Raw genomic sequence first — 15,498 nt, 5'->3', positions numbered from 1 at the left:
TCTGCCTGTCACTTTTCCATATCCATCTTGAATTCCAAAAACAGTTCATTGTAGACACCAAGCATTTCGAGCCCGAGGTTTTCATAGACTTCGAGGCGGTCGCGCATTTCTTCTGTCGGGTAAAATCGCTCATCACCTGTCACTTCAGGATCCATCAACTCGAGTGCGGCTGCATTGGGGGAAGAATAGCCAACGTATTCCGCATTTTTTGCAGCCACTTCCGCGTCGAGCATGAAATTGATGAATTGATGCGCACCGTCGACATTGCCGGCTGTCGACGGAATAATCATATTATCGAACCAAAGATTGGAGCCTTCTTCCGGTACTACATAATCGATGTCTTCATTAACCCACATCATATCCGCAGCTTGCCCGGACCAAGTGACCGCAACCGCCGCTTCCTCGCGGCGCATCATTTCGACGATTTCATCACCGATGATTGCTTTGACGTTCGGGCCAAGTGTTTTCAGCTTATCGGTTGCTTCACGCAATTCTCCAAGATCGGTGGAGTTCAGCGAATAGCCGAGACTGTTCAATCCCAAGCCAATGACTTCGCGTGCGCTGTCGACAAGAATGACTTCCTGCTCGAGTGCCGGGTTCCACAGGTCATTCCAGCTCTCGAAAGTTTGTTCTTCAAGAAGAGTCGGGTTATAGGCGATGCCGACAGTACCCCAAAAATACGGAATCGAATATTCATTGCCAGGATCGAAGGGCAAATCCAAGAAATATGGATCGATGTTTTCGAGATTCGGGAGCTTGCTGTGGTCAATCGGCAACAACAAATCATTTTCTTTCATTTTTTCGATGGCGTATTCCGATGGCATAGCCACATCATAGGACGTACCACCCTGCTCGATTTTTGTCATCATCGATTCATTTGAAGCAAAAGTCTCATAGACGACCTGGATGCCTGTTTCTTCTTCAAATTGGCTGATTACTTCCGGATCGATGTACTCGCCCCAGTTATAAACAGAGATCGAGCCGCTTCCGGTAGTGGCAGAGCTACTCTCTAGCAGATGCACCGCATAGAATAGGACGGCGGAAATGATGACGATGGCTGCACTTGCTCTCATAATGCCTTTCACGGTCGTGTCCCTCCTGTTCCTGCGTTTGCCCCGGAGCGCTGATTAAAGAAATAATACCCCAGGACAAGGCCGAGTGTCACAACAAAAATCAAAGCAGACAAGGCATTGATGGTTAGCGTGATGCCTGCTCGTGCCATCGAATAGATCTCAACGGACAATGTCGCAAAGCCGTTGCCGGTGACGAAAAACGTGACGGCAAAATCATCAAGTGAATACGTCAGCGCCAGGAAAAAGCCAGCGAATATTCCCGGTTTGATATAAGGGATGATGACTCGCGTCAAAATATCACGCTGAGATGCCCCAAGGTCAGTCGCCGCGTCGATCAAACTTGAGCTCATTTCCTGCAGTTTTGGCAACACCATGATGACGACAATCGGAATACTGAAGGCTATATGCGACACCAAGACAGAAGCGAAGCCGAGCTTGACACCGACCATTGTGAAGAGAATCAGAAACGATGCACCGATGATGACGTCCGGGCTGACAATCAACACGGTGTTCAAGGACAATACGGCGTTGCGCATCTTCCGGTTGCGCAGAAAAATGATGCCAATCGCGCCGAGTACGCCGATTGCTGTCGAGATGAGTGCGGACAGCAAGGCGACGATAACAGTGTTCAAGACAATGATGAGCAAACGGGTATCATTGAAAACAGCTGCGTAATGCTCCCATGTGAAATCTTCAAAGCCGGACATAGTGCCTCCGCTATTGAAGGAATAGAAAATCAAGTAGAAGATTGGGGCATAGAGAACAAAAAAGACCAATGCCAAATAGATTTTGGCGGGTTTACTTAGTTTTGCCATTCAATGCCCCTCCTTTCTCTTTCGGGCCTGTGAGCAACATAATGATGATCATAAAGAGGATCAAGAACACGGCAATCGTCGATCCCATGCCCCAGTTTTGCGTAACCAGGAATTGCTGTTCAATGGCGGTGCCAAGCGTGATCACTTTATTGCCGGCGATAAGGCGTGTAATAACAAATAATGACAAGGCCGGGATGAAAACGGCTTGCACGCCGGATTTGACGCCGTTGATCGCCAGCGGAAAAATGACGCGGCGGAATGTCGTCCACTGGGAAGCGCCGAGGTCGCGCGATGCATCAATCAAAGCCGGGTTGATTTTATCGAGCGAGTTAAAGATCGGCAGTACCATGAACGGGATGAAAATATACACTGCGACAAACACAAAGCTGAAGTCGGTGAACAGGATCTGAAGCGGTCCTGCACCGAAAAACTGGATCAATTGGTTGGCAGGCCCGTACAGCCCGAAAATGCCGATGAACGCATAGGCTTTCAGCAATAGGTTGATCCACGAGGGGATGATGATCAACAGCAGCCATAATTGCTTATGCTTGGTTTTCGTCAGCCAATAAGCTGTCGGATAGGCGATCAGCACCGAAATGAAAGTGATGAGAAAGGCATACCAGAACGAGCTGAGTGTCATGCGGAAATAAGTCGATGAAAAGAAATTCGCGTAGTTTTCCAAAGTGAAATCACCGGCTAGATCGAGAAACGAAAAATAGACAACGAGTGCAATTGGGGCAATGACAAATAACACAATCCATATATAATAAGGCGCCAAATACCATGGGCGTGATGAGCGATTAATCATTAAGAACGGCTCCGTATGATTCGAGCCTTGCATCGAAGGCTTCTTCGGATTCGTTCAAGCGCATGACGTGGATCGCCTCCGGATCGAAATCAAGGCCGATTTGTGCGCCGACTTCCACGCGTTTTGTTGAATGCACCAGCCACTCATTGCCTGTTTCGTCATAAGTGGAGATTTCGTAATGGACGCCACGGAATAATTGGCTGTCGACCTGCACCGCCATTTTGCCGGTTTCGGGTTGGGTAATTTCCAAATCTTCCGGCCGTATGACGATTTCCACTTGTTCATTTGGGCTCAATCCTCTATCCACACATTCGAATTCCTTATTGGCAAAACGCACGCGGTAATCAGCGACCATGACGCCCTCAGCGATATTTGACTCCCCGATGAAATCAGCGACAAAGCGGTTGATCGGTTCATCGTAAATATCCATGGGGGTGCCGCTTTGCTGGATTTCCCCGGCATTCATGACGAAAATTTCATCGGACATCGCAAGCGCTTCTTCCTGATCGTGTGTGACGAAAACAAAAGTCTTGCCGAGGCGCTGCTGGAGCTCCCGCAATTCATATTGCATTTCGGTGCGCAGCTTTAAGTCGAGCGCAGATAGCGGTTCATCGAGCAGGATCACTTCGGGGTCATTGATGATCGCCCGTGCGATAGCCACGCGTTGGCGCTGGCCACCGGACATTTCGTGGATTTCGCGGTTTTCATAGCCGCTCAAGTTGACGAAAGCCAAAGCTTCTTTGACGCGGCGTTCGACTTCCGCTTTCTTGATTTTCTTGATGCGCAAGCCGAATGCGACATTTTCGAATACATTTAAATGAGGGAACAGCGCATAATCCTGGAATACCGTATTCACTTGCCGCTCATTTGCCGGTATTTTATTGACTTTCTTGCCTTTGATGTAGATATCGCCGCTGGTTGGCTGGTTAAAGCCGGCAATCAATCGCAAGATCGTTGTTTTGCCGCAGCCGGAAGGACCGAGCAAGGTGTAGAATTTCCCTTTTTCCATTTCAAAACTGATATTGTTCAATACATTGCCCGCGCCTTCGAAAGTTTGGACAACATTATCAAAGCGGATGATCGCTTGGTCCGTCATAATATACCTCCTGGATTATAAATAAGATTTCGTCGCGACAATGATCATTTCTGCACGGCCCGTCGAATGGTTCGCTAATTGATGTTCATGTTCCGCGCTATAGTAAATGGAATCACCGGCTTTTGCTGTATAGGAGCGGCTGCCGATATCCAGGCGGACTTCGCCTTCTAGGACATAGACAAAGGTTTCGGATGCTGAAGGTTCAAATGTTTTGAATTTCCCGGACGGTTCCAAAGTTAAGTAAACCGGTTCCATTTCCTTTTTATTCGATGTCGGGACGAGCCAGTCGATTTCATAACCGGCTTCGCGGTCGATGTGGACCGTATGATCTTCTTCCTTGAAGACGAGTTTTGCTTCCTCGGCGTCTGTGAAAAATTCTTTTGGAGTCGTTCCGAGAACTTCAAGAAGCGAAAATAGCGTTTCGATGGATGGGGAGTTCATGTCGCGTTCAAGCTGTGAAATGAAGCCCTTGCTCAAGTCTGTCCTCGAGCCGAGCTCTTCTTGGGTCAAGCCATTAGTAAGCCGCAAATTCTTGATTTTTTTGCCGATTTGCATAAAGTCTCCTCGATTCTTTAGTAATGGTACAATATAAAGTGGGAGTAAAGGGCTGTCTGAGCCTTCTCAAGCAATAGATATACAGGCGAATTGAGTAGATGAAGAAAATTAGTTTAGTTAAAATATACTTTTAGTTTAGTTAAAGTATTTATTCATTATACAAAACTATCGTTGGAATTCAAGGGGAAAAAACTTTGCAAAATGAATCCGAATCTATTGCAATCAGCTAAAGCAATTACTATTATAGAGAAAGTGCAAAAGCCAAAAAGTCCACAAAGACTGATATAGAAGTTTTCGGTTGTGCAAAATTGACAGATGACAGGGATATAAAAGCCCAACCAACTACGGGAGTGATCAACTTGAACGGAAAGATGAATTTTTTCCTAGACCCGAAAAATCGGGTAGCACAAAAACCATCCATCATGAATTACAAACAAGACGAAAAAGGGCTTTATCTATTAGCCGAAAAGAAGTTCATCAATTGGATGGATGTCCATACCTTCTGCCATACATGTATGGACCCACTAACTTTCGACAATGAATTCGACGCAAGCTATTGCGCAAGCTGCAACGAGTGGCGCGAAGAGCGCTGCAGCGACATCAGCTGCGAATACTGCGAGAATCGACCTGAACGTCCATTAGATCCCCGCAAATAAGCGGGGGTTTTTTTATAGGCGAAAGAAGGATATGATGAAGAAGAGCAAACAAGAAGATGGGGGATGGACATGAAAAAGGAATTCGTGGTAATAGGCTTAGGGCGTTTCGGCGGAAGCATCGTCCGGGAACTGATCGAACAAGGCGCTGACGTGATGGCTATCGATAAAGACCATGAGCGGGTGGATGAATTCGCTTCTATCGCTACACAAGCTGTCGTTGCCGATACAACTGACGAATCGGTATTAAAATCCCTCGGGGTCCGCAACTTTGAGCAGGTCATCGTCGCAATCGGCGAAAATATTCAAGCGAGCATCCTAACGACGCTCATGCTGAAGGAAATTGGCGTCAAGAAAATCACCGTCAAAGCCCAGAACGATTACCATGCCAAAGTGCTGCATAAAATCGGGGCGGACAAAGTCGTGCATCCGGAGCGCGATATGGGTATCCGGATCGCCCATAACATCCTCTCGAACAATGTGCTCGATTATTTGGAGCTGTCCGACGAGCATTCGATCATGGAGATCAAAGCGAACGATAAATTGGCGGGCTATACCTTGATCGAGTTGGATATCCGCGCCAAATATGGCATCAATATCGTCGCAATCAAAAGAGACGACGATATCATCGTTTCGCCGCAGGCCGATATGGAAATCGAGCGGGATGACATCCTGATCATCATCGGATCCGATGCCGACATCAATCGTTTCGAAAAGAAGGTCATGAACTAAATAAGGCAAAAAAAAAGAAGCCGCTGAGGGCTTCTTTTTTATACTTCCATGATGACTGGGAGAATCATCGGGCGGCGTTTTGTTTTTTCGTAAAGGTACGGCCCAAGAACATCTGAAATTTCGGTCTTCAGTTCAGCCCAGTCAGTATTTTTGCTGTGGATTTTTTTATTCAAGTGGCGGTTCAGCATTTGCTGTGCCTCGTAAATCATCGTGCCGGATTCGCGCATATAGACGAACCCGCGTGAAATGAGGTCAGGTCCTGAAACCATGCGGCTTTTCTTCTTGTCGACGCTGACAACGACGATGACCAGTCCTTCTTCAGACAGCACACGGCGGTCACGCAGGACGATATTGCCGATATCGCCGATTCCGCTGCCGTCGATGTAAACATCACCGGAAGGAATGCGGCCCGCAACAGAAGCTTCGTCTTGGCCAAGAGCCAAAACATCGCCATTTTCCATGATGAAGGTGTTTTTACGCGGAACATCGCAATCTACTGCGAGTTCTGCATGTTGAGCCTGCATACGGTATTCACCGTGGATCGGCATGAAGTATTTCGGCTTGATCAAACGCAGCATCAATTTGTTTTCCTCTTGTGAACCGTGCCCGGAAGTATGGATATCATTCAATGAACCATGGATGACATCAGCCCCTGCACGGAACAATAGGTTGATGGTGCGGTTAACGCTGCTCGTATTGCCCGGAATCGGGGAAGACGAGAAGACGACCGTATCATTCGGTTGAATCTGGATTTGGCGGTGGGTGCCGTTGGCGATCCGTGACAGCGCAGCCATCGGTTCGCCCTGGGAACCAGTACATAGGATGACGACTTTATCGGCAGGCATGCGGTTCAAGGTTTGCGTATCGATAAATGCATCTTCAGGTGCCGTGATATAGCCGAGTTCACGGCCAATCGTCATGGCATTATCCATACTGCGGCCGAAAACGGCAATTTTACGGCCTTGACGCACCGCTTCATCCGTCACTTGTTGCAGTCGGTAAATATTGGAAGCAAACGTTGCGAAAATTAAGCGTCCTTCGACTTTCCTCATTATGTCTTTGATGGTCTCGCCGACTTTGCGTTCGGACATGGTGAAATTAGGGATTTCTGCGTTTGTCGAGTCGGACAATAGGCATAAAACGCCTTCACTGCCGATTTGGGCCATCTTCAAGAGATTGGCCGGCTCGCCGACTGGAGTGAAATCGAATTTAAAGTCACCCGTATGGACGATGCTGCCGGGCGGTGTTTTGACGACCACGCCGAATGAATCTGGGATACTGTGGGTCGTGCGGAAGAAACTGACCGAAGTTTTACGGAATTTAATGACATCTTCCTCTTCAATTTCAATCATTTTCGTTTGGCGCAACAAGCCGTGTTCTTCCAGTTTTTTACGCAACAAGCCAAGTGCTAGCTTACCGCCGTAGACCGGCATGTTAACTTGCTTGAGCAAGTAAGGGATGCCGCCGATATGGTCTTCGTGGCCATGAGTGACAAATAGGCCCTTAATTTTATCAGCGTTTTTGACTAGATAAGTGTAATCCGGGATGACGTAATCGATTCCGAGCAAATCGTCTTCCGGGAATTTGATGCCAGCATCAATAAGGATGATTTCATCCTGAAATTGGACGCCATAAGTATTTTTGCCGATTTCGCCCAGTCCGCCGAGCGCGAAAACAGCTGTTTGATCATTTTTTACAAATTTCATTAGGCTTCGATAGACTCCACTTGATAATCTTGGGAGGCTTGTTCATATTCGAGGTGCTGGCCTTCCAAAAGCTGCACGAGCTCGATATTGAAGTTGCGGTCCTTCAGGTGGTGACGGACTTCCCGCTCGGTGGAAGCTTCTACATATAAACTTTTTGTGTTTTCACGAACTGGTACTTCTAAACGGTTTTCTTGGTAATATACTTTATAAATCATATTTTGCTCTCCTTTTTCCACGTTCAATATAAATGCACTTTCTTTATATTATCATGTCATTGTTTTAAAATAAAGAATAGCCCTCCTATTTATTAAGAAGGGCCGAAACAAACCTTATGCTATCTTCTTTTTGTTCATAATGCCGTTGAGCTGTCTGAGTAGTCTGCGTTTCAACCGTTTCAGCATGGCCCACCACTCCTTATGTATAGTATACTGTTTTTTCTGACAAAAGAAAAGAGGTCGTATCAGCAAACACCTCAAAAGATTGGAGATAGAAATATGTCAAAATTATTATTATTGGATATCGATGGCACCTTGCTTGATACGAATAAGCAACTGCCTGAAGCGACAAAACAAGCATTGATTGCAGCTCGTGCGAATGGCCACCATTTAGCCATTGCGACGGGCCGTGCACCGTTCATGATCGGCTCGTTGCTCGAGGAATTATCGATTGATACGTATATCACGTTCAATGGCCAGTACATCGCGTTCGAAAATGAAGCGGTGCACAAACAGGCAATCGGTGCCGAAACCTTGGAGAAAGTGCTGGCATTTGCAGAGCAGCGCAACCATCCGTTGGTCTTCTTGAATGAACATAAAATGGTGTCATCCACCGATTTTCATCCGGACATCGACGAAAGCATCAAGAGCTTGAAGTTCCCGCATCCGGAAATGGATAAAGACTTTTACCGCACGAACGATGTGTACCAAGCGCTGGTATTCTGCGAAGAGCATGAAGAAAGCCAATACCGTGAAGAATTCGGTGACGTCGATTTTGTCCGTTGGCACCGTGTATCATGCGATATTCTCCCGAAAGGCGGCAGCAAAGCGGAGGGCATTAAACAATTGATCCGTGCGACTGGCCATCGCCTGGAAGATACGATTGCATTCGGCGACGGATTGAATGATCTTCAAATGATGGAAATCGCTGGCTTCAGCGTTGCGATGGCGAACGGCCACGAAGAAACGAAGAAACGCGCGAACCATATCACAGGGCATGTAAACGAAGGCGGGCTCGCGAGTGCGTTCGAATTTCTCGGCTTGAGCCGTCAACTTTTTTAGTTAGTGGAGGAGTTGAAATTCCCATACAAAACCCCGCTCCCCAAAATTGGGCGGCGGGGTTTTGTCATTCCACGGTTTCGGTTTGAAGGTCGATGGCCGAAGCATTTTCGACTTCCTGGAACGGGTCGTTCGGATTGATATGGTCGTAGAACATGATGCCGTTCAAATGATCGAGTTCATGTTGGAAGGCAATTGCGGTCAAGCCTTTCAAACGCATCTTAAACGGTTCGCCGGAAAGCGTGTATCCCTTGACGGTGATACGGGCATAACGCGGGACATATCCCGGAACCGAACGGTCGACGGACAGACACCCTTCGCCGCCCGATAAATAGGCTTTCTCCACAGAATGGCTGACGATTTTCGGATTCACTGCCACCAGGCTCAAATTCTCTCCGGAATGTTCGTCAAAATGCAAAGCGAAAATCCGTTTGGAGATGTCGATCTGGGGGGCAGCGATTCCTACGCCTGGGCGCAAATCGTATTTTTCAGCTAGCTCGTCATCCTGGCTGTTCTTTACATATTCCAGCAGCTCTTCACCGAGCTGTTGGTCTTCTTTGGAAAGCGGGAGCTTAACCTCTTCGGCTTTCTTGCGAAGAGTGGGGTGCCCTTCGCGAATAATGTCATTCATCAAAATCACGTATGTTCATCCTTTCATGGTGCTCTCTATTATCCCTATTGTAGCGTATGATGCCATTTTTGAAAAAAGAAAAAGCTCTTTCAGTTATTGTATTTTGTTGGAATTCATTCTATAGTTAATTCATGGAAATCAAGGGGGACTTTATTGTGAAGAAAATAGCCATCGCCATAGTTTTGACCGGCACACTCTTTCTTTCGGCATGTTCAGGGGCGTCTACAGAAGAACAGCTGAACGAAATTCTGGAGACGACTTTCGAAGAGGAAGCCGAATACCGAGATGTACAAAGTGAATTGCAAAGCCGTGAACAGAAAGAACAAGAGATCTTCGAGTCGATTATGGCCTTAACCAAAGAACAGCAGGCAGAAGTGGAAGAGAAATCTCAAGAAGCGATCGCTTCCGCCGATGAGCGGCTTGAACTATTGGAGACAGAACGCGAATCGATGCAAAGTGCGGCAGAAGAGTTTGCCGGAATCGATGAATTGATAGAAGAAACGGAAGATGAAGCAGTCCAGTCGGATCTCGAAGCGCTGAAAGAGCAAATGGATGAGCGCTTTGCAAAACACGGGGAATTCACGGATGCTTATCAGACATTAATCGAGCATCAGAAACAGTTGTATGCAATGGTGGCAGAAGAAGATATGGAACTTGCGACTCTTCAAGACAAGACCAATGAAGTAAATGAACAGAATGAGTTGGTACAAGAAGCCGTGACAGCCTTTAATAAACAGACGGAACAGTTCAATGAACTGAAAAACGAAACCATTGAAAAAATGAATGCAGAAAACGACTGAGCAGCCGCTATGGCTGCTTTTTTCTGTGCTATAAAAGTGTTATGGAGTTTCACTGTATTATAATACAGGTGGTGTTTTGTTTGTAGTACAGTTACATGTGTTTTTTAAGATTTACCAAAATGGGTATACACGTATAATGTATTGTTCTTCAATGATTGACCGTAATATTGCGGTGGCGTATACTGAAAAAGAATGTGGCGATTGTATCACTAAGCTAGTGTTAAAATTTTAATACAGATAAAGGAGAGTTGCTTTTATGGCTGCGAAAAAGAATCAGCAATTCGATCCGGTGGAAACACTTCAAGCGATCGAAGAAAAGTTTGAAATGGTTCAAGTATTGAACGAAGAAGGCGAAATTGTTAATAAGGATTACGACCCGAATCTATCCGATGAGCAATTGGAAGAATTGATGAAGCGTATGGTTTACACGCGTATTTTGGATCAGCGTTCCATTTCATTGAATCGCCAAGGGCGTCTTGGATTCTATGCACCGACTGCTGGACAGGAAGCGTCTCAATTGGCGTCTCATTTCGCATTGGAAAAAGAAGACTTCATATTGCCGGGCTATCGTGATGTACCGCAATTGATCTGGCACGGATGGCCGCTGCACCAAGCGTTCTTGTTCTCCCGTGGGCATTTCAAAGGAAACCAGATGGCTGAAGACTTGAATATCTTGCCGCCTCAAATCATCATCGGCGCACAATTCATCCAGGCTGCAGGTGTTGCGCTTGGCATGCAGAAACGCAAAAAAGAGGCAGTCGCAGTCACTTACACAGGCGACGGCGGTTCTTCACAAGGTGATTTCTACGAAGGTATCAACTTTGCCGGCGCATTCCGCGCACCAGCAATCTTTATTGTACAGAATAACCAATTCGCGATTTCAACACCGCGTGAATTGCAGACATCCGCTAAAACAATTGCACAAAAAGCTGTTTCAGCAGGGATCCCAGGGGTTCTCGTTGATGGCATGGACCCGCTTGCAGTATACGCAGTAACACGCGATGCGCGTGAGCGTGCTGTAAAAGGGGAAGGGCCGACATTGATCGAAACGATGTGCTACCGCTACGGGCCGCATACGATGGCAGGGGATGACCCGACGCGCTATCGTACTTCGGATATTGACAGCGAGTGGGAGAAAAAAGATCCGCTTGTACGTTTCCGTAAATACCTTGAAGCTAAAAAGCTATGGAACGAAGAAAAAGAAAATGAAGTGATCGAGAAAGCCAAAGAAGAAATCAAAGCGGCGATCAAAGAAGCAGATGGCACGCCGAAGCAAAAAGTATCCGACCTTCTCGGAATTATGTACGAGGAAGTTCCATTTAACGTACAGGAACAACTCGATATCTATAAAGCAAAGGAGTCGAAGTAAGCCATGGCACAAATGACGATGATCCAAGCGATTACGGACGCTCTGAAAACAGAAATGAAAAATGATGAAAATGTTCTGGTTTTCGGTGAAGACGTAGGTAATAACGGCGGTGTATTCCGCGCAACTGAAGGTTTGCAAAAAGAATTCGGCGAAGACCGCGTATTCGATACGCCACTCGCTGAGTCAGGAATCGGCGGTCTAGCGATCGGCCTTGGATTGCAAGGCTATCGCCCAGTTCCAGAAATCCAGTTCTTTGGTTTCGTATTCGAAGTCATGGACTCCATTAGTGGTCAAATGGCACGTATGCGCTACCGCAGCGGGGGCACATTGACATCGCCGGTAACAATCCGTTCTCCATTCGGCGGCGGCGTCCACACGCCGGAAATGCACGCTGATTCTTTGGAAGGGCTCATGGCCTCACAACCTGGCTTGAAAGTAGTCATCCCATCAACACCATACGATGCAAAAGGCTTGTTGATTTCAGCGATCCGCGATAACGATCCTGTCATTTTCCTCGAGCACATGAAGTTGTATCGTTCATTCCGCCAAGAAGTGCCGGAAGAAGAATACACGATTCCACTCGGTAAAGCGGACGTAAAGCGTGAAGGTACAGACCTTTCCATCATCACTTACGGTGCGATGGTACAAGAAAGCGTGAAAGCAGCTGAAGAATTGGAGAAAGATGGGCATTCAGTGGAAGTCGTCGATTTACGCACAGTTCAGCCACTTGATATCGAAGCGATTATCGCATCTGTTGAAAAGACGAACCGTGCAATCGTTGTGCAAGAAGCGCAAAAACAAGCTGGAATTGCAGCGAATGTTGTAGCTGAGATCAACGACCGCGCAATCTTGAGCCTTGAAGCTCCTGTTCTCCGCGTAACAGCGCCGGACTCTGTCTTCCCATTCTCGCAAGCTGAGCAAGTTTGGCTGCCGAATGCAAAGGATATAGTAGAAACAGCGAAAAAAGTACTGAATTTCTAATTGCTAGATAGCGGCTTTAAAACGCCGCTCTTTCCCGTGCAAAATTAGAAAAACAGCCTGAATTCAGTTGAACTGGCTTTCGTATTGTGAAAGCCGGTGCTGAATCATTGCTAAATAGCAGCATTCCTTATGGCGCGCCGTATCGAATGTACAATAGAAAGGGTGACTAGAATGGCTTTTGAATTTCGATTGCCGGATATCGGTGAAGGTATCCACGAAGGTGAAATAGTAAAATGGTTTATCAAGGCCGGAGACACGATCGAAGAAGATGATATTCTGTGTGAAGTACAGAATGATAAAGCGGTCGTAGAAATCCCGTCTCCTGTTTCAGGAACCATCGAAGAAGTGCTTGTAGAAGAAGGAACAGTCGCAGTCGTCGGGGATGTACTCGTGAAGATCGATTCTCCGGATGCAGATGACGTCCACTTCAAGGGCGGAAAAGACGACGAGGAAAAACCTGCCCCGGAAGCAAAACAAGAGGAAACGCAGGAAGAGACAGAAGAGCAGGTTCAGGCAGGCACAGCTGAATCTGGCGAAAACGTCGAAAAAGAGCCGGCTCCTGAAAGCAAGCCAGAAGGAGAAACTGGCGCAGGCGACCAGCCTCAAGCCGATGAAGCTGACAGCGATCCGAATAAACGCGTCATCGCGATGCCATCTGTGCGTAAATTTGCTCGTGAAAAAGAAGTCGATATCAAGAAAGTCAAAGGGTCTGGAGACAACGGCCGCATCATGAAGCAAGATATCGAAGCGTTCTTGGAAGGCGGGCAGGAACAAGAAGCTCCTGCAGCAGAGCAGGAAACAGCTTCACAAGAAACAACAGAAACAAAAGAAGCCCCTGCAGCAGCTGCTCCAGAAGGCGAATTCCCAGAAACTCGCGAAAAAATGTCCGGTATGCGTAAAGCAATCGCCAAAGCGATGGTGCATTCGAAACACACGGCTCCGCACGTTGCATTGATGGACGAAGTCGATGTAACCGAACTCGTTGCACACCGCAAAAAGTTCAAAGACATCGCTGCAGAAAAAGAAATCAAGCTGACGTATTTGCCATATGTGGTCAAAGCTTTGGTCAGCACATTGCGTGAATTCCCGGCACTTAACACGTCGTTCGACGATGAAACCGGAGAAGTGATCCACAAGCATTACTTCAATATCGGGATTGCTGCAGACACGGATAAAGGCTTGCTTGTTCCGGTCATCAAAAATGCAGACCGCAAATCCGTTTTCGCGATTTCAGACGAAATCAACCAATTGGCAACAAAAGCGCGTGATGGCAAATTGTCCTCTGCTGAAATGAAAGGCGCTTCATGCTCGATTACGAATATCGGATCTGCAGGCGGTCAATGGTTCACGCCAGTCATCAATCACCCGGAAGTTGCTATTTTGGGCATCGGGCGCATTGCTGAAAAACCGGTAGTGAAAAATGGTGAAATTGTAGCAGCTCCTGTGTTAGCATTGTCCTTGAGCTTCGATCACCGTATGATCGATGGAGCAACTGCACAGCATGCATTAAATCACATCAAGCGTTTGTTAAGTGAACCAGAATTACTATTAATGGAGGCGTAAAACTTATGGTAGTAGGAGATTTCCCAATCGAAACAGACACGCTCGTCATCGGCTCAGGCCCTGGCGGCTATGTCGCAGCTATCCGTGCAGCACAGACTGGCCAAAAAGTGACCATCGTTGAGAAAGAATACATCGGCGGCGTTTGTTTGAACGTCGGCTGTATCCCTTCAAAAGCGATGATCTCTGTCGGCCACCGTTTTGAAGAAGCCCAGCATTCTGATGATATGGGCATCGTGGCAAAAGAAGTTTCTTTGAACTTCGAAAAAGCGCAATCGTTCAAAGACAGCGTCGTTAAGAAATTGACTGGCGGCGTTGAGTCCTTGCTAAAAGGCAATAAAGTGGAAATCGTCCGCGGCGAAGCATATTTCGTAGACGAAAACACTGTCCGCATCATGGACGCGGATTCTGCTCAAACGTATAAGTTCAAAAACGCGATTATTGCAACGGGTTCACGCCCAGTTGAAATTCCAACATTCAAGTATTCAGAGCGCGTGATCGATTCGTCTGGCGTATTGGCTTTGAAAGAAGTACCGAAAAAACTGCTCGTCATCGGCGGCGGCTATATCGGAACTGAGCTTGGAACGGCCTATGCCAATATGGGTTCTGAAGTAACAATCCTTGAAGGCGCACCAGACATTCTTGCTGGATTCGAAAAGCAAATGACGTCCATCGTCAAAAAAGGCTTGAAGAAAAAAGGCGTTGAAGTCATCACAAAAGCATCTGCTAAAGGCGTAGAAGAATCAGATTCAGGCGTTTCGGTTTCATACGAAGCAGGCGGCGAAGAGAAAACAATCGACGCGGACTACGTATTGGTAACTGTCGGCCGCCGTCCAAACACAGATGAAATGGGCCTTGAAGAGCTCAACATCAAAATGGGCGAGCGTGGGCTTATCGAAGTCGACAAGCAATGCCGTACAAGCATCCCGAACATTTATGCAATTGGTGATATTGTCGCTGGCCTTCAATTGGCGCACAAAGCATCTTATGAAGGCAAAGTTGCTGCTGAAGCGATTGCCGGTGAAAAATCAGAAGTTGACTACATGGCGATTCCAGCGGTTTGCTTTACAGACCCTGAACTTGCAAGTGTTGGTTTGACGGAAGAACAAGCTAAAGAAGAAGGCTTTGAAGTGACAGCGGCGAAATTCCCGTTTGGCGCAAACGGCCGTGCTTTGTCATTGAACTCTTCTGAAGGCTTTGTGAAATTGGTATCCCGTAAAGAAGATGGTTTGTTGCTAGGTGGACAAATCGTTGGAGCGGGCGCTTCTGACATGGTTGCAGAAATTGGCTTGGCAATCGAAGCGGGCATGACTGTGGAAGACATCGCAATGACGATCCACGCTCACCCGACATTGGCTGAGATTACAATGGAAGCGGCAGAAGTAGCTCTAGGCACGCCGATTCACATCATCAAATAATACCAGTATTAGAAGGACCGCAAAATG

Annotated in this window: 16 protein-coding genes; 8 read left to right on the top strand and 8 right to left on the bottom strand. The window is 47.0% G+C overall.

From position 1 onward, the window contains the following. Positions 1-8: 8 nt before the first annotated feature. Genes KTG14_RS02110 through KTG14_RS02090 form a run of 5 tightly spaced genes read right to left on the bottom strand, consistent with a single transcriptional unit; the run spans position 9 to position 4,347 of the window. Positions 9-1,085 (bottom strand): ABC transporter substrate-binding protein, encoded by a 1,077-nt coding sequence (locus KTG14_RS02110; protein ID WP_216968962.1) that lies wholly within the window; start codon positions 1,083-1,085, stop codon positions 9-11. Continuing rightward, the gene (locus tag KTG14_RS02105) at positions 1,082-1,888 is read right to left on the bottom strand and encodes an ABC transporter permease (RefSeq protein ID WP_216968960.1); all 807 of its coding nucleotides are present in this window, start codon (positions 1,886-1,888) and stop codon (positions 1,082-1,084) included. Before KTG14_RS02105 ends, KTG14_RS02110 begins: the two co-directional genes overlap by 4 nt. After that, on the bottom strand, positions 1,872-2,696 hold the full coding sequence (locus KTG14_RS02100; RefSeq protein ID WP_216968958.1) for an ABC transporter permease: 825 nt from the start codon (positions 2,694-2,696) through the stop codon (positions 1,872-1,874). Before KTG14_RS02100 ends, KTG14_RS02105 begins: the two co-directional genes overlap by 17 nt. Then, positions 2,689-3,792, bottom strand: a complete 1,104-nt coding sequence (locus KTG14_RS02095) for an ABC transporter ATP-binding protein (RefSeq protein ID WP_216968956.1) — start codon at positions 3,790-3,792, stop codon at positions 2,689-2,691. Before KTG14_RS02095 ends, KTG14_RS02100 begins: the two co-directional genes overlap by 8 nt. Before the next feature lie 15 nt (positions 3,793-3,807). Continuing rightward, complete coding sequence (locus KTG14_RS02090; RefSeq protein ID WP_216968954.1) at positions 3,808-4,347, bottom strand: helix-turn-helix domain-containing protein; 540 nt, start codon at positions 4,345-4,347, stop codon at positions 3,808-3,810. Positions 4,348-4,706: 359 nt separating this feature from the next. Between KTG14_RS02090 and KTG14_RS02085 the strand changes: the two genes are divergently transcribed. Beyond that, on the top strand, positions 4,707-5,003 hold the full coding sequence (locus KTG14_RS02085) for a hypothetical protein (protein ID WP_216968952.1): 297 nt from the start codon (positions 4,707-4,709) through the stop codon (positions 5,001-5,003). 69 nt (positions 5,004-5,072) lie between these two features. Then, the gene (locus KTG14_RS02080) at positions 5,073-5,732 is read left to right on the top strand and encodes a potassium channel family protein (protein ID WP_216968950.1); all 660 of its coding nucleotides are present in this window, start codon (positions 5,073-5,075) and stop codon (positions 5,730-5,732) included. A 38-nt stretch (positions 5,733-5,770) separates the two neighbouring features. Here the strand turns inward: KTG14_RS02080 and rnjA are convergent, their stop codons facing one another. Both rnjA and KTG14_RS02070 read right to left on the bottom strand, forming a co-directional pair. Then, the gene (gene rnjA, locus KTG14_RS02075; RefSeq protein WP_216968948.1) at positions 5,771-7,438 is read right to left on the bottom strand and encodes a ribonuclease J1; all 1,668 of its coding nucleotides are present in this window, start codon (positions 7,436-7,438) and stop codon (positions 5,771-5,773) included. After that, positions 7,438-7,653 carry a DNA-dependent RNA polymerase subunit epsilon gene (locus KTG14_RS02070; protein WP_216968946.1) on the bottom strand — a complete coding sequence of 72 codons (216 nt, stop codon included), beginning with the start codon at positions 7,651-7,653 and terminating at the stop codon, positions 7,438-7,440. The genes rnjA and KTG14_RS02070 overlap by 1 nt, the downstream gene beginning before the upstream one ends. 279 nt (positions 7,654-7,932) lie before the next feature. Between KTG14_RS02070 and KTG14_RS02065 the strand changes: the two genes are divergently transcribed. Next, complete coding sequence (locus KTG14_RS02065; protein ID WP_216968944.1) at positions 7,933-8,715, top strand: Cof-type HAD-IIB family hydrolase; 783 nt, start codon at positions 7,933-7,935, stop codon at positions 8,713-8,715. A 64-nt stretch (positions 8,716-8,779) separates the two neighbouring features. On the opposite strand, the gene def is transcribed toward KTG14_RS02065, so the two are convergent. After that, a complete protein-coding gene (gene def, locus KTG14_RS02060) occupies positions 8,780-9,352 on the bottom strand; it encodes a peptide deformylase (RefSeq protein WP_216968942.1) in 573 nt (190 codons plus the stop codon). A 146-nt stretch (positions 9,353-9,498) separates the two neighbouring features. On the opposite strand from def, the gene KTG14_RS02055 reads away from it, so the two are divergent. The 5 genes from KTG14_RS02055 (at position 9,499) to lpdA (ending at position 15,471) form a co-directional block, all read left to right on the top strand. Then, on the top strand, positions 9,499-10,143 hold the full coding sequence (locus KTG14_RS02055) for a YkyA family protein (RefSeq protein ID WP_216968940.1): 645 nt from the start codon (positions 9,499-9,501) through the stop codon (positions 10,141-10,143). 256 nt (positions 10,144-10,399) lie between these two features. Beyond that, positions 10,400-11,512: a pyruvate dehydrogenase (acetyl-transferring) E1 component subunit alpha gene (gene pdhA / locus KTG14_RS02050; RefSeq protein WP_216968938.1), complete on the top strand. Its 1,113-nt coding sequence runs from the start codon at positions 10,400-10,402 to the stop codon at positions 11,510-11,512. Positions 11,513-11,515: 3 nt separating this feature from the next. Beyond that, positions 11,516-12,493 (top strand): alpha-ketoacid dehydrogenase subunit beta, encoded by a 978-nt coding sequence (locus KTG14_RS02045; protein WP_216968936.1) that lies wholly within the window; start codon positions 11,516-11,518, stop codon positions 12,491-12,493. Positions 12,494-12,664: 171 nt separating this feature from the next. Then, a complete protein-coding gene (locus KTG14_RS02040) occupies positions 12,665-14,056 on the top strand; it encodes a dihydrolipoamide acetyltransferase family protein (RefSeq protein WP_216968933.1) in 1,392 nt (463 codons plus the stop codon). Between the two features lie 5 nt (positions 14,057-14,061). Continuing rightward, positions 14,062-15,471, top strand: coding sequence for a dihydrolipoyl dehydrogenase (lpdA, locus tag KTG14_RS02035; protein WP_216968931.1), 1,410 nt, complete (start codon positions 14,062-14,064; stop codon positions 15,469-15,471). Positions 15,472-15,498 lie beyond the last annotated feature (27 nt).

The sequence above is a fragment of the Planococcus sp. CP5-4_YE genome (genome assembly GCF_019042655.1).
In the GTDB taxonomy this organism is placed as follows: Bacteria; Bacillota; Bacilli; order Bacillales_A; family Planococcaceae; genus Planococcus.
Note: the sequence above shows the minus strand (reverse complement) of the source record. Positions and strands in the feature narration are given on the sequence as shown.

Coding starts and splice junctions, on each gene's coding strand:
- KTG14_RS02105 (WP_216968960.1), bottom strand. CDS start 1,888: ATGGCAAAACTAAGTAAACCCGCCAAAATCTATTTGGCATTGGTCTTT.
- KTG14_RS02100 (WP_216968958.1), bottom strand. CDS start 2,696: ATGATTAATCGCTCATCACGCCCATGGTATTTGGCGCCTTATTATATA.
- KTG14_RS02095 (WP_216968956.1), bottom strand. CDS start 3,792: ATGACGGACCAAGCGATCATCCGCTTTGATAATGTTGTCCAAACTTTC.
- KTG14_RS02090 (WP_216968954.1), bottom strand. CDS start 4,347: ATGCAAATCGGCAAAAAAATCAAGAATTTGCGGCTTACTAATGGCTTG.
- KTG14_RS02080 (WP_216968950.1), top strand. CDS start 5,073: ATGAAAAAGGAATTCGTGGTAATAGGCTTAGGGCGTTTCGGCGGAAGC.
- rnjA (WP_216968948.1), bottom strand. CDS start 7,438: ATGAAATTTGTAAAAAATGATCAAACAGCTGTTTTCGCGCTCGGCGGA.
- KTG14_RS02070 (WP_216968946.1), bottom strand. CDS start 7,653: ATGATTTATAAAGTATATTACCAAGAAAACCGTTTAGAAGTACCAGTT.
- KTG14_RS02065 (WP_216968944.1), top strand. CDS start 7,933: ATGTCAAAATTATTATTATTGGATATCGATGGCACCTTGCTTGATACG.
- pdhA (WP_216968938.1), top strand. CDS start 10,400: ATGGCTGCGAAAAAGAATCAGCAATTCGATCCGGTGGAAACACTTCAA.
- KTG14_RS02045 (WP_216968936.1), top strand. CDS start 11,516: ATGGCACAAATGACGATGATCCAAGCGATTACGGACGCTCTGAAAACA.
- KTG14_RS02040 (WP_216968933.1), top strand. CDS start 12,665: ATGGCTTTTGAATTTCGATTGCCGGATATCGGTGAAGGTATCCACGAA.
- lpdA (WP_216968931.1), top strand. CDS start 14,062: ATGGTAGTAGGAGATTTCCCAATCGAAACAGACACGCTCGTCATCGGC.